Origin of the sequence: Micromonospora avicenniae (assembly GCF_900156065.1) — a bacterium.
Taxonomy (GTDB): domain Bacteria; phylum Actinomycetota; class Actinomycetes; order Mycobacteriales; family Micromonosporaceae; genus Micromonospora; species Micromonospora avicenniae.
The window spans coordinates 76,581-88,652 of the sequence record NZ_FTNF01000006.1 but is presented as its reverse complement, the minus strand read 5'-3'; the positions used below and the strand labels follow the sequence as shown (position 1 = coordinate 88,652).

At 71.7% G+C, this 12,072-nt stretch carries 15 protein-coding genes, 1 tRNA gene and 1 pseudogene; 11 read left to right on the top strand and 6 right to left on the bottom strand.

What is annotated here, in order from left to right:
* Positions 1 to 24: 24 nt before the first annotated feature.
* Entirely contained in the window at positions 25 to 198 is a 174-nt protein-coding gene (locus BXA10_RS31455) for a hypothetical protein (protein ID WP_175649179.1), read from the bottom strand.
* Between the two features lie 56 nt (positions 199 to 254).
* Between BXA10_RS31455 and BXA10_RS30835 the strand changes: the two are divergent.
* The 4 genes and pseudogenes from BXA10_RS30835 to BXA10_RS11860 all read left to right on the top strand — a co-directional run.
* Positions 255 to 359, top strand: a pseudogene (locus tag BXA10_RS30835) (RNA polymerase subunit sigma); the annotation flags it as partial.
* Between the two features lie 34 nt (positions 360 to 393).
* Positions 394 to 918, top strand: a complete 525-nt coding sequence (locus tag BXA10_RS11870; RefSeq protein ID WP_076470373.1) for a MauE/DoxX family redox-associated membrane protein — start codon at positions 394 to 396, stop codon at positions 916 to 918.
* Positions 911 to 1,627, top strand: a complete 717-nt coding sequence (locus BXA10_RS11865; protein WP_076470372.1) for a DsbA family protein — start codon at positions 911 to 913, stop codon at positions 1,625 to 1,627. Before BXA10_RS11870 ends, BXA10_RS11865 begins: the two co-directional genes overlap by 8 nt.
* Positions 1,624 to 2,841 (top strand): hypothetical protein, encoded by a 1,218-nt coding sequence (locus tag BXA10_RS11860; RefSeq protein ID WP_245828219.1) that lies wholly within the window; start codon positions 1,624 to 1,626, stop codon positions 2,839 to 2,841. Before BXA10_RS11865 ends, BXA10_RS11860 begins: the two co-directional genes overlap by 4 nt.
* On the opposite strand, the gene BXA10_RS11855 is transcribed toward BXA10_RS11860, so the two are convergent.
* Genes BXA10_RS11855 through BXA10_RS11840 form a run of 4 tightly spaced genes read right to left on the bottom strand, consistent with a single transcriptional unit; the run spans position 2,805 to position 5,498 of the window.
* Positions 2,805 to 3,578, bottom strand: a complete 774-nt coding sequence (locus BXA10_RS11855; RefSeq protein WP_076470371.1) for an energy-coupling factor ABC transporter ATP-binding protein — start codon at positions 3,576 to 3,578, stop codon at positions 2,805 to 2,807. The two genes, BXA10_RS11860 and BXA10_RS11855, sit on opposite strands and share 37 nt — an antisense overlap.
* Complete coding sequence (cbiQ, locus tag BXA10_RS11850) at positions 3,575 to 4,345, bottom strand: cobalt ECF transporter T component CbiQ (RefSeq protein ID WP_076470572.1); 771 nt, start codon at positions 4,343 to 4,345, stop codon at positions 3,575 to 3,577. The genes BXA10_RS11855 and cbiQ overlap by 4 nt, the downstream gene beginning before the upstream one ends.
* Before the next feature lie 5 nt (positions 4,346 to 4,350).
* Positions 4,351 to 4,785, bottom strand: coding sequence for a PDGLE domain-containing protein (locus BXA10_RS11845; protein WP_076470370.1), 435 nt, complete (start codon positions 4,783 to 4,785; stop codon positions 4,351 to 4,353).
* Positions 4,782 to 5,498, bottom strand: a complete 717-nt coding sequence (locus tag BXA10_RS11840) for an energy-coupling factor ABC transporter permease (RefSeq protein WP_076470369.1) — start codon at positions 5,496 to 5,498, stop codon at positions 4,782 to 4,784. The genes BXA10_RS11845 and BXA10_RS11840 overlap by 4 nt, the downstream gene beginning before the upstream one ends.
* A gap of 161 nt (positions 5,499 to 5,659) precedes the next feature.
* Between BXA10_RS11840 and bcp the strand changes: the two genes are divergently transcribed.
* From bcp to BXA10_RS11815, 5 genes are all read left to right on the top strand, one after another.
* Positions 5,660 to 6,133 (top strand): thioredoxin-dependent thiol peroxidase, encoded by a 474-nt coding sequence (gene bcp / locus BXA10_RS11835; protein WP_076470368.1) that lies wholly within the window; start codon positions 5,660 to 5,662, stop codon positions 6,131 to 6,133.
* A gap of 30 nt (positions 6,134 to 6,163) precedes the next feature.
* Complete coding sequence (locus tag BXA10_RS31450) at positions 6,164 to 7,087, top strand: HNH endonuclease (protein WP_076470367.1); 924 nt, start codon at positions 6,164 to 6,166, stop codon at positions 7,085 to 7,087.
* Positions 7,052 to 7,134 (top strand) — tRNA-Leu (locus BXA10_RS11825). The genes BXA10_RS31450 and BXA10_RS11825 overlap by 36 nt, the downstream gene beginning before the upstream one ends.
* A 67-nt stretch (positions 7,135 to 7,201) precedes the next feature.
* Positions 7,202 to 7,747: a GNAT family N-acetyltransferase gene (locus BXA10_RS11820; RefSeq protein ID WP_076470366.1), complete on the top strand. Its 546-nt coding sequence runs from the start codon at positions 7,202 to 7,204 to the stop codon at positions 7,745 to 7,747.
* A gap of 57 nt (positions 7,748 to 7,804) precedes the next feature.
* The gene (locus BXA10_RS11815; RefSeq protein WP_175649178.1) at positions 7,805 to 8,206 is read left to right on the top strand and encodes a nuclear transport factor 2 family protein; all 402 of its coding nucleotides are present in this window, start codon (positions 7,805 to 7,807) and stop codon (positions 8,204 to 8,206) included.
* 54 nt (positions 8,207 to 8,260) lie between these two features.
* Here the strand turns inward: BXA10_RS11815 and BXA10_RS11810 are convergent, their stop codons facing one another.
* Entirely contained in the window at positions 8,261 to 9,079 is an 819-nt protein-coding gene (locus tag BXA10_RS11810) for an MOSC domain-containing protein (RefSeq protein WP_076470365.1), read from the bottom strand.
* Between the two features lie 241 nt (positions 9,080 to 9,320).
* Between BXA10_RS11810 and BXA10_RS11805 the strand changes: the two genes are divergently transcribed.
* Positions 9,321 to 10,382: an LCP family protein gene (locus BXA10_RS11805; protein ID WP_084752641.1), complete on the top strand. Its 1,062-nt coding sequence runs from the start codon at positions 9,321 to 9,323 to the stop codon at positions 10,380 to 10,382.
* A 111-nt stretch (positions 10,383 to 10,493) separates the two neighbouring features.
* Positions 10,494 to 12,041, top strand: a complete 1,548-nt coding sequence (locus BXA10_RS11800) for a sugar transferase (RefSeq protein ID WP_084752639.1) — start codon at positions 10,494 to 10,496, stop codon at positions 12,039 to 12,041.
* The last annotated feature ends 31 nt before the right edge of the window (positions 12,042 to 12,072 follow it).

Below are 12,072 nucleotides of genomic sequence, written 5' to 3'. Positions count from 1 at the left end.
GCGGCGGTCGACGGCCACCCCGCCTCACCCGCGCCCCGAAGCCAACGCGTCCGGCGCCGCCGGCTCCGCCTGCGGATCCACCCCGTCCGGCAGTGCCGACAGCGCCGCCCGTTCGTGGTCGCATGTCATGACGAGGTAGTCGGCGGGAACCCGGAGAAAGTTCCCGGCGTGGTGCAGGCCATGGATGAGTCCAAGCATCCCCGCCGCCCGTCACGTGCCGCGTAACCTGATTTGTCGTGATCCCCGCCCCGCGCGACGCCACCGCCGTGGAGCGGGTGCCGCTGGTCACCAACCGCTCCCGGGTGGCCCGGGCCCGTGACGAACTGGTCGAGGCGGTCGGCGACGCCCTGCCCGGTTGACCGGGCGGAACTTCCCGTGGAGGCGGGACGACTAATGACCGTGACAGCACCGAGCACCCGGGTCGTGCATTGGCCCGCCGTCCGGCCCTGGCTCGGCACGGCCGCCCGCCTCGGCCTGGCCGCCGTGTGGCTGCTCGCCGGCGCGTCGAAGGTCGACGACCTCGCCGCGTCCGGCCGGGCGGTGAACGCCTACCAGGTCCTGCCGTACGACGTGGCGACCGTGGTCGGCGCCGCGCTGCCCTTCGTCGAGCTGGCTCTGGGCGTGCTCCTGCTGCTGGGGCTGGCGACCCGGCTCACCGCGGGAATCTCCGCCGCCCTGCTGGTGGTCTTCATCACGGGCATCGCGTCGGCCTGGGCCCGTGGGCTCGCCATCGACTGCGGCTGTTTCGGCAGCGGCGGGCAACTCGCCGAGGGGCAGGCGCCGAGCTACCTCCCGGAGATCCTTCGGGACCTGGGATTCCTGGTGATGGCGGGATTCCTGCTGATCTGGCCGCGTACGCCCGTCTCGGTGGACGGCTGGCTGACGGGAGAACCCGTCGTGGAGGACGAGGATGAGTAGTCGCAGAGGACAGCGGGGCGCGGCCAAGGTCGTCCGGCAGCAACTCGCCCGCGAACGTCGACGCCGCCGCACGATCTGGGTCTCGGTGACCGCCGTGGCCGTCGTGCTCATCGCCGGGCTGATCGGCTGGGGCGTCTGGTCCAGCCAGAAGTCGGACGAGTTCACCGCCCCGAAGAACACCGCCGAGGGTGGCACCGGCGTGGTGGTCGGCTCCGGCCCGGTGACCGTCGACATCTACGAGGACTTCCTCTGCCCGGTCTGCAAGCAGTTCCAGGACACCAGCGGCGCCACCGTCGACCAGCTGATCAGCGAGGGCAGGATCAGAGCCGTGTACCACCCCGTGGCGTACCTCAACCGCTTCTCCACCACCGAGTACTCCACCCGCTCCTCCGCCGCCTCCGGCTGCGCGGCCGACGAGGGGAAGTTCGCCGAGTACGCCAAGGCGCTCTACCAACGGCAGCCGCCGGAGGGCAGCGCCGGGCTCACCGACGACGAACTGATCGACATCGGCGCGGGCGTGGGCCTGAACCGCGACGACTTCGGCTCCTGCGTCCGCGACAACACCTTCAAGCCCTGGACCGAACACGTCACCGACACGGCGAGCCGCAACAACGTCACCGGCACACCCACCGTGATCATCGACGGTCAGCAGGTCACCGACCGCAGCCCGGACGGAATCCGGGCGGCCGTGGAGGCGGCCGGCAAGTGATCCGAACCCTACTGACGCGGGCCGGGCTGGTAGCGGCCGCCGCGCTCACCGCGACCCTCGCCACCGCCGCACCAGCCGCCGCGCACGGCGCCGACGCCCCCGACGGCACCGACTACCGGACCACCGTGACCGGGATCGCCCCGGCCCTCGACGGGCTGGAGATCCGGGCGGTCGAAGCGGGCGCCCGGCTCGAACTGACCAACCACACCGGCCGTCCCGTCGAGGTGATCGGCTACTCCGGCGAGCCGTACCTGCGGGTCGGCCCGGACGGCGTGTACGAGAACACGCACTCCCCCGCGACCTACCTCAACCGCACCATCTCCGGGGACACCACGCTGCCCCCGGAGGCCGACCCGGCCGCCGAGCCGTCCTGGCGTCGGGTGGCCGACGGGCCGAGGGTGCGCTGGCACGACCAGCGGGCCCTGTACCAGGAGGGCGCGCCGCCGGCGGCCGCCCAGGCCGCCCCGGATCGGGAACACCGGGTCCGGGACTGGTCGGTGCCGCTGCGCGCCGGATCCGAGCCGATGGAGATCCACGGCACGCTCGACTGGGTGCCACCACCCGACTCGTACACGTGGTGGGCCGTGACGATCGTCGGCCTGCTCGCCGTCGGCGCGCTCGGGCTGCTGCCCGCGGGCTCCGTGCCCGGCGGGCGCGCGCTGGCCGGTGTGGGTGCGCTGCTGGCCACCGGCGGGGCGGCCGCCGTGGCGTACACCGTGGGACGCACGCTGGACGCCGGCGCACAGGGGCTGGGCGGGCTGCTGCTCGGGCTGCTCACCGGGCAACTCTGGGCGCTGCTCACCGGCCTCGGCGCGATCGCGGCCGGCGCGTACGCCCTGGCCCGGCGGCCCGCCGCCGACTTCACCGTGGCGCTCGCCGGCGCCTGCCTGGCACTCTTCGCCGGGGTGGCGAACGCCACCGTGTTCGCCCGGGCGGTCGCCCCAGCGCCCTGGTCGGCGACGTGGGCCCGGGTGCTCCTCGCGGCCGTTCTGATCACCGGCGTGGGGGCCACCGCCGCCGGCGCGCTGCGCCTGCACGCCGCGCGCAACGCCACGCCCCGGCGCACGCCGACGGTCGGCGCCGCCGCGGGGGCGAACAACGCCACCGTGGCTGAGGGGGACGACACCGCCGGCCCGGAGCCGGGAGCCGCGACGGAGCGTGCGGCGGGCGGCGCGGGTCAGGAGCGGGCTGCCGCGCGGGGATCGAAACCGTAGGGCAGTTCGAGACGGTGCCGCGCCAGCAGGTCGGCGTCGGTGAGCAGGTCGGCGGTGGGAGCGTCGGCCACGATCCGCCCACCGTCGAGGATCACCGACCGGTCGCAGAGCTCGGCGGCGTACGGCAGGTCGTGGGTCACCATGAGCATCGTCACCGGCAGGGTACGGAGGATCTCGGCCAGCTCGCGCCGGGCCGCCGGATCGAGGTTGGACGACGGCTCGTCGAGCACCAGGATCTCCGGACGCATTGCCAGCACGGTGGCCACCGCCACCCGGCGGCGCTGCCCGAACGAGAGGTGGTGCGGGGCGCGGTCCCGGTGCTCGGACATGCCGACCGCGGCGAGCGCCTCGTCGACCCGCTCGGCCAGCTCCGCCCCGCGCAGCCCCAGGTTGGCCGGGCCGAACGCCACGTCCTCCGCGACGGTCGGCAGGAAGAGCTGATCGTCCGGATCCTGGAAGACGATGCCCACCCGACGCCGTACCTCGGCGAGGGTGGCCCGGTCCGGCGTCACCGTCAGCCCGCCGACACTCACGCTGCCCTCGGTCGGGGTGAGGATGCCGTTCAGGTGCAGCACCAACGTGGTCTTGCCGGCGCCGTTCGGGCCGAGCAGAGCCACCCGCTCACCGCGCGGCACGGTGAGGTCCACCCCGTGCAGGGCCACGTGCCCGTCCGGGTACGCGAAACGGACCCCACGGGCGTCCAGGCTGGGTGTCGTCGGCTGCACGGAGCCGATCATCCCAGCACCAGGGCGGTGGCCGCGATCGAGGCCGCCAGAACCGGCACGGTGGCCGCGACGAGCCACTGCCCGGCGGTGGCCGCGCCCGCCCCTTGCCAGACCGCCGGCATCCGCCCCGAGTAGCCGCGGGACAGCATCGCCAGGTACACCCGCTCGCCCCGCTCGAACGCCCGCAGGAAGAGCGCGCCGATGCCGGCGGCGAAGCCGCGCAGCTGCCAGAGGAACCGCGGATCGTCGCCCCGGGAGATCCGGGCCACCCGCATCCGCCGCGCCTCGCCGACCAGCACGTCGAGGTAGCGCAGCATGAAACTGGCGATCTGGGTGAGCACATGCGGGCAGCGCAGCCGGTCCAGGCCGAGGATCAGGTCCCGAGTGGTGGTGGTCGCGGCGAGCAGCAGCGACGCGAGGACGCCGAGGGTGCCCTTCGCCAGGATGTTCCAGCTGCCGAAGAGACCGTCCACGGACAGGTGCAGCCCGGCCACGGTGATCCGCTCGCCCGCCCCGAGGAACGGCAGCGCGACCGCGAAGAGCACGAACGGCAGCTCGATCAGAGCCCGGCTGAGCAGCCAGCGGGGCCCCACCCGGGCCAGCGTCGCGACCACCACCACCAGGAGGGCGTACCCGCCGAAGGCCCAGAACGCCTCGCGCGGGGTGGCCACCACCGCGACGGTGAAGACCACCATCGCCACGATCTTGACCTCGGGCGGAAGCCGGTGCACCGGCGAAGAGCTCTCGCGGTACAGCACGTGCGCGTGACCGGCCCCCACCGCCATCAGCTCCGGCTGGCCGGGGCCGACGCGGTGCCCTCGGCAGACGCGTCACGGCCGGCCGCCGCAACGGCGCCCGACGACGCGCCGTCGACCGCCCCGCCCGACGAACGGCGGCGCAGCAGCCAGAAGGCGCCGCCGCCGATCGCGAACGTCAGCAGTACGCCGAGCACCCCGGAAAGGCCCGTAGAGAGGAAGCCGTTCTCGATGCCGCGTACCCCGTAGTCGGCCAGCGGGCTGTCGGCCAGTTCATGGTCCTTGGCCTGCTGGGCCGGGCAGCTGCCGCCGACGATGTTGTCGTCGGCGTCGACGGTGCAGCCCTTGAGCAGCGAGGAGTCCAGCCCGTCCGGATGCGACGAGGCGTAGTTGCTGACCACGCCGGCCAGCACCAGGGCGACCAGCAGGCCGCCGACGATGAAAGCCCAGGGACGCTTGTTCACCGGACACCTCCGACGGCCGGGACGGTGGGCGCCGCGGCGGGGCGCAGCCCGCGCAGCGCGTAGACGAGATCGGGACGCACCTTGGCGACGGTGACCACCGTGGTCGCGGTGATCAGGCCCTCACCGATGCCGATCAGCAGGTGGGCGCCGGCCATCGTGCCGGCCAGACCGGCCAGGTTGCTGCCGAGATCGGTGGTGCCACCCAGCCAGTACTGCACGACGAAGCCCTGCGAGGCGACCACCACGCTGAGCATCGCCGAGACGAAGGCGGTGATCGCCAGGCCGGCGGGCGTACGGGGCAGCACCCGCAGCAGCAGTGCGATGAGCAGGTACGCCGCGGCGGTGCCGACGAGCGCCATGTTCGTGATGTTCAAACCGAGCATCGCCACCCCGCCGTCGCCGAACACCAGCGCCTGCACGACCAGCACGACCGAGACGCAGAGCGCGCCGACCCAGGGGCCGACCAGCATCGCGGCGAGCGCGCCGCCGAGCAGGTGGCCGCTCACGCCGGCGGTGAAGATCGGGAAGTTGAGCATCTGCACGGCGAAGATGAACGCGGCGACCAGCCCGGCCATCGGCGCGAGACGGTCGTCGAGATCCCGGCGCCCGCGCAGCACGCAGACGGTCAGGGTCGCCAGTGCGAGGGCCGCGAAGATCGCGGCCACGGGACCGTTGATGATCCCGTTCGAGATGTGCATCGCCAGGGTTTCCACGCGACCTCCCACGCGTCGGCGGGCCCGTCCTCGCCGGCCGGATCAGACTATTTCCCGAACCTTTCTCTTGCAAAGAGATGGCATTAAGCCTCTGTGTTGATCAACGAACGGGCGCGTGCCGGCACCGGCCCGACGCTCACCACCGGCGGTAGGGTCGGGCAATGACCGCTACCCGCCTCTCCCCCGGTGACCCGGCGCCCGAGTTCACCCTGCCCACCGACACCGGCGACACGCTCAACCTGGCCGACCTGCGCGGTCGGCGGGTGATCCTCTACGCCTACCCGGCGGCGATGACCCCCGGCTGCACCAAGCAGGCCTGTGACTTCCGCGACTCGCTCGCCTCTCTGCAGGCCGCCGGCTACGAAGTGGTGGGCATCTCGCCGGACAAGCCGGAGAAGCTGGCGAAGTTCCGCGAGCGGGACGCGATCACCTTCCCGCTCGTGTCCGACACCGACAAGAGCGTGCTGACCGCCTACGGCGCGTACGGCGAGAAGCAGCTCTACGGCAAGACCGTGACCGGCGTGATCCGCTCAACCTTCGTCATCGATCCCGACGGCAAGATCGAGCGGGCGCTCTACAACGTCAAGGCCACCGGGCACGTCGCCAAGATCCGCCGCGACCTCGGCCTCGACTGAAGTGCCGTATCGGACCACTACCTTGCGTGAGTGGTCCGATACAAATACACCCCGGAAGCGCTCGCCGAGGCCGCGGCCGCCGCGCGCAGCGTCACCGAGGTGATGCGGCTGCTCGGCGTACGGGTCAGTGGCGGCTCGCACGCGCACATCAGCCGGCAGCTGAAACGCTTCGGCGTCGACACGTCGCACTTCACCGGGCACGCCCACAACAAGGGGCAGCGCAGCCCGCGGCGGATCGCCTCGTGGGAGCTGCTCGTGCAGCTGCCGACCGGCTCCCGCCGGACGCCCGGCAGCAGACTGAAGTGGGCTTTGGCCGACATCGGCGTGTCCGAGGAGTGCGAGGAGTGCGGCGTCGGGCCGGTGTGGCGGGGCAAGCCGCTGACCCTGCACGTCGACCACGTCAACGGAGACTTCCTGGACAACCGGCCGCCCAACCTACGGATCCTCTGTCCCAACTGCCACAGCCAGACCGACACGTACGCCGGCCGGAACAAGAACGGCCCCGTCGTAGAAAATGCGCATCTCCCGGTCGGCAGGCCGCCAACGCCACCGGACCGGGAACCGCCGACTGTGGAACAGACAGCGGACCTCGTCCGGCAGGTGGAGCGCGGAGCCCTGGGGCCTGCGGAGGCCGCGCGACGGATCGGTTGTCACCGCAATCACGTCGCTCGCCTCCGGAAGCGGCTCGCCGAGCGCGGCACCCTGGCCCCCGCCGGGCCACGGCGCAGGCCCCCCATCGATGATGTCGTTGTCCATTACGCGCTCGCGAATCCGGAGCTCGGCCCGCGCAAACTCGCCGACCTCATCGGCAGGATCACCGCCGGCGAGTGCGCGATCAGCCACGGAACCGTGTCGAACGCTCTACGGCGGGCGGGACTGCGCACCATCGCGGCGCGACGCTCTAGACTCATCGCGTCGGCGGGAGTGGCGGAACGGCAGACGCGCAGGCCTTAGGAGCCTGTGTCCGAGAGGACGTGGGGGTTCGAAACCCCCCTCCCGCACCGGAACGATGTCGCGAAGATCACGAACGCGATGCAGGTGGCACCTCACCCGGTGAGGATTGCGGGTGTGAGTCTGCGCTTCGTACTCGGCCCCGAGCTGACCCCTGAGCTGCGCGAACAGATCGTGACGCTGTGGGCGGACGTGAGCAACGCCGGTGGGGCGGTCGGTTTCGTGCCGCCGGTGACCGCCGCCGACGTGCGCGCCCTCGCCGAACCGACGTTCGCCGGGATCACCGACGGGCCGGACCGCCTGCTGCTCGGGTACGAGGGCGACCGGCCGGTCGCCGCGCTGATCTTCGCCGACAACCGGTTCGCGCTCAAGGCGCACTGGTGCGTGCTGAAGCGGGTGATGGTCCACCCCGACACCCAGGGCAAGGGGTACGGGTCGGAGCTGATGCGGGAGGCCGAGCGGATCGGCCGGGAGCTGGGCTTCGAGGCGCTGCACGTGACCCTGCGGGACGGGCTCGGACTCGACAGCTTCTACGGCCGACTCGGCTACCAGGAGATCGGCCGGTTGCCCCGCGCGCTGCGGGTGGCGCCCGGCGACGACCGGGACGAGGTCCTCATGTGGCTCGACCTCGCGCCCGTCGCCAGCCCCGACTCCGGACGGTAGATCCGGCCCGCCGGCCACCCGCCTCCTGCCACAATCAGACCCGCCGGACGTCGGCGGATGGCAGGTCAGGAGGGCGACACCGTGCCGGACAGCGAACTCGAGGCGGCCCTGCTGGGCGCGGAGCGCCGCCTCCAGGCCGCGCAGCGGGCCGGGGATGTCGCCGCGCTCGACGAACTGCTCAGCGATCAACTGGTCGCCGTCGGCCCCGACGGCGGGAGGTACGGCAAGCAGGACGATCTCGTCGCGTACCACAGCGGGACGTCGGTGATCGACGAGCTCGTCGAGGAGCAGGTGGAGTTGCTCGTCGAGGGCACCACCGGTGTGACGTTCTTCGTCGGACGGGTGGCGGGCACGTTCAACGGCTCGGCCTTCGCGGCCCGGCTGCGATACACGCGGACGTGGGTCTACGACGCCGACGACGGTTGGCGGGTGCTCGCGGCTCTCATCACCCCGGCCTGAGTCGTGCCGGTGGCGGCTCGGCCCGGGGCGGGGCTCGCGGTACGACGTGCGCGGTCAGGCGCCAGGCGTCAGCGGGTCGCCGACGTTCAGCGCGCCGGTCCCGGTCGGCACGAGGTGCAGTCCGAAGAGGAGCTTCTGCCGCACGTTACGGTAGCGGCCGAGCGTGCGCAGTGGCTCCCGGTCGCGTACCCCGGTCTCCTGGTCGATGGTCGTCACCACGCAGCGGTCGCACGGCCCGGCGGCGCCGAACGTCACCTCGCCGATGCGCAGCGGCCGGCCCACCCAGTCGTCCTCGGCCCAGGCGGGCGCGCCCTCGACGACCAGGTTGGGCCGGAACCGGCTCATCGGCACCGGTTCCTCGCCGGCCTCGGCGAGCCAGTCGTTGAGCGCGGTCAGCGAGGCGGCGTTGGCCAGCAGCAGTGGGTAGGCGTCGGCGAAGCTCACCTGGTCGCCGGTGTCGTGTTCCCGCTCGTCGGCGGCGAGGTGCCGGGCGGGCCGGGCCAGGAAGACCAGCCGCACGGGCCGGCCGAGCAGCGCGCCGAGCCAGTCGTCCGCGGCCGGCCCGGCGGCCAGGGCCGATACGGGCAGCTTCCGGCTGCGGAACGTGCGCACCGCGACGGGCTCGCCGCCGGCCGGCTCGGGTACGTCCAGGTCGGGTCGCCCGTCCGCCCGTAACAGCAGGCCGCCGTCGCGGGGCGTGGCGTGCAGCCCGACCAGCCGGCGGGTCTCCCGCTGGGTGACGCCGACGCCGTCTGCGTCCACCACCATCCAGCGCCGGTCACCGGCCAGGCCCCACGGCAGTACCTGCGTGCCGTCGTGGTCGAGCCGGTGGCAGCCCTTGACCGGGTAGGTGTGGATGGTGCTCAGGCGCATCCGCTCACCATGCCACGCCGGTGCCGTCGCCGGGGTACCGGTGGTCGGCAGCTGGCTGCGCAGGGTCTCCCCGGTCGAGCCGCTTCACCCGCCTCTCACCGCCCGTCGGAGCGCGAGCGCGCCCACCGCACGGTGACGGGTGGAAACGGGCCGATCGAGCGGGCGGCAACCGACCGGCTGGTGGACCGGATCGGCCGGACGAGGGTGCACGGTTCGTTGCCCGAATCAGTAGCATCGCGCCATGCGCCGACATGAACAGACCACAGATTTCGACGCGGAGCCTTCGGGGGTGACCCCCTCTCCGGAACCGACCGGCGGCCCGGAGCGGCCGCGCCGGCGCCGCCGCTGGCGGCGGGTCGTCCTGATCAGTCTGGTGGTGGTCCTCCTGCTCGGTGGGGGCGCGGTGGTCGCCGGCGGTCTCTACCTGCGCTCGGTGGAGTCCGGCATCGACCGGGTCGACGCGTTCGAGGACGTACCGGTGGAGTCCCGCCCCGAGCCGGTGGTCAAGGGGGCGATGAACATCATGATCCTGGGCAGCGACTCCCGCGACCCGGAGAGCACCGGCGGCTCCCGCAGCGACACCATCATCCTGGCTCACCTGCCGAAGGACCGGTCGAGCGCACAACTCGTCTCGATTCCACGGGACACCTGGGTACCCGTGCCGAAGTCCAAGAACGGCCACGGCGGCCGCGACGCGAAGATCAACGCGGCGTACGCCTGGGGTGGCGTCCCGCTGATGGTTCAGACGGTGGAGGAGTTCACGAACGTCCGCGTCGATCACGTCGCGATCATCGACTTCGCCGGATTCAAGGAGATCATCGACGCCCTGGGCGGCGTCGAGGTCGACGTGGAGAAGAACTTCACCTCGATCCACCCCCCGTTCCGCAACTTCCACAAGGGGATGCAGAAGTTGGACGGGGAAGCGGCGCTGGACTACTCGCGCCAGCGCAAGCAGTTCGCCGACGGTGACTTCGCCCGAATCCGGCATCAGCAGCAGGTCATCAAGGCAATTCTGGACAAGGCGGCCTCCGGCGGTCTGCTCACGAACCCCGGCAAGCTGAACTCGTTCCTTCAGGCCACCTCCGACTCCGTCTCCATCGACAAGAACATGTCGCTGCTCGACATGGCGAGTCAGATGCGTGGGGTACGCGGCAACAACCTGACCTTCGTCACGAGTCCGACCAAGGGAACCGGACGGGTCGGCACCGAGAGCGTCGTGTTCGCCGACGAGAAGAAGGTCAAGTCCTTCTACGACGCTGTTCGACGTGACGCGGTAGCGGAGATTCTCGCCGCCGGGAAGTAGGAAATCTGACTGCCTGTATGGCTCTGGTGGTGCAACGTAGCCGGTCGTATCCTTCGGTCGCCCGGACGCCATGGCGTGCGGTTCGGGGGCGGTTCACGGGGAGGAACGACCATGTCAGGGCATGCGGCTGCGGCCGACCAGGCAACAGGCGAGGTGCAGGAAGAGGATCCGCCACGGCAAGCCCTGCTGACAAGGCCTGACCAGGACGAATACACGCGCCCACCCGGCCAGCGGACACGGGAGACCGCGCCGGCCGGCGGCGGCACCGGCGACCGGGTGGGACAGCCGGGTCTCGATGTGACAGCGGTGCTGCCCTACGCCGGTTCCCGCGCCTCCAAGCGGACGCGCTGGCTGCGTGCCTGGATGCTGACCGCACCGGTCGACGTCGCCGCGTTGCTGGCGCCCCTGCTGCTGACCCACCACTACTGGCGGGGGACGCTGGTCATGGCGGGCCTGACTGTGGCGATCTTCGCCGCCGGTGGGCTCTACCGGGCGCGACGCCACGTCAGCATCCTGGACGAGCTGCCGAGCATCTCCGGTCGGCTGCTCGCCGCGGGAGCGGTGGTCGCCATCATCGCGGCCCTGCGTCACGAATCCGCCCAGTACGTGGGCGGGTTCGTGCGGGGGGTGGCGCTCTCCGCGGGGCTGGTCGTCATCGGGCGGATGGTCACCCGAGAGCTGGCCACCATCGCGCGCAAGCGTCGTTGGGTGGAGCACAACACGATCATCATCGGAAGCGGCCCGACCGCGGTGGAGCTGGCCCGGCTGCTGCGCCGCTACCCCCGGTACGGTCTGCGGTTCACCGGCTGCGTCGACACGACGGCCAGGCGCGGCCCGGGCTCGCTTCCGCTGATCGGCACGTTCGACCAGCTCGAGCAGCTCGTGACGACCGTCGAATGTGACGTACTCATCATCGCGGACCCGGAGTGCTCGGAGGCGTTCCTCACGCAGATCCTGCGCCGGCCGGGCACCGCGAGCTGCGACCTCTGGGCCGTGCCCCGGCTCTGGGGTTCACGCTCCCAGGGTGACCACATCGGCGCGATCCCGATCGTCCGCGTCGGCAGCACCACCCTCTCGGGCTTCCGCTGGGGCCTCAAGCGCGCGTCCGACATCGTCTTCTCGGCGCTGGCGCTTCTTCTGCTCAGCCCGGTGCTGCTGCTGTGCGCCATCGCCATCTTCCTCGAGGGTGGCCGCGGCATCTTCTTCTACCAGGAGCGCATCGGCCGTGACGGCAAGCCGTTCCGGATCGTCAAGTTCCGCTCCATGCGTCCCGTGAACGAGCACGAGTCGCAGACGAACTGGTCCATCGCGCACGACCGGCGGGTCGGGCCGATCGGTCGGTTCATGCGGCGCACGTCGTTGGACGAGCTACCACAGCTGTGGAACATCCTGCGGGGCGACATGAGCGTGGTCGGTCCCCGGCCTGAGCGGCCCTACTTCGTGGAGAAGTTCTCCGCCGAGTACCCGCACTACGCGATGCGGCACCGCGTCCCGGTGGGGCTGACCGGCCTGGCTCAGGTCAGCGGCCTGCGGGGGGACACCCCGATCTCCGACCGTGCCCGGTTCGACAACTACTACATCGAGAACTGGTCGCTGTGGTTGGACGCGAAGGTGCTGCTGCGCACGGTGTCCGAGGTGTTCCGCGGCGGCGGTCGCTGACCTTCACCCTGCGCCGCCCGATCAGCCACCT

Excerpts from the sequence above, each read along its gene's own strand:
- BXA10_RS11810 (WP_076470365.1), bottom strand. The coding sequence starts at position 9,079 with ATGCGCCTGAGCACCATCCACACCTACCCGGTCAAGGGCTGCCACCGG.
- BXA10_RS31455 (WP_175649179.1), bottom strand. The coding sequence starts at position 198 with ATGCTTGGACTCATCCATGGCCTGCACCACGCCGGGAACTTTCTCCGG.
- BXA10_RS11805 (WP_084752641.1), top strand. The coding sequence starts at position 9,321 with ATGCGCCGACATGAACAGACCACAGATTTCGACGCGGAGCCTTCGGGG.
- bcp (WP_076470368.1), top strand. The coding sequence starts at position 5,660 with ATGACCGCTACCCGCCTCTCCCCCGGTGACCCGGCGCCCGAGTTCACC.
- BXA10_RS11865 (WP_076470372.1), top strand. The coding sequence starts at position 911 with ATGAGTAGTCGCAGAGGACAGCGGGGCGCGGCCAAGGTCGTCCGGCAG.
- BXA10_RS11815 (WP_175649178.1), top strand. The coding sequence starts at position 7,805 with ATGGCAGGTCAGGAGGGCGACACCGTGCCGGACAGCGAACTCGAGGCG.
- BXA10_RS11855 (WP_076470371.1), bottom strand. The coding sequence starts at position 3,578 with ATGATCGGCTCCGTGCAGCCGACGACACCCAGCCTGGACGCCCGTGGG.
- BXA10_RS11870 (WP_076470373.1), top strand. The coding sequence starts at position 394 with ATGACCGTGACAGCACCGAGCACCCGGGTCGTGCATTGGCCCGCCGTC.
- BXA10_RS11800 (WP_084752639.1), top strand. The coding sequence starts at position 10,494 with ATGTCAGGGCATGCGGCTGCGGCCGACCAGGCAACAGGCGAGGTGCAG.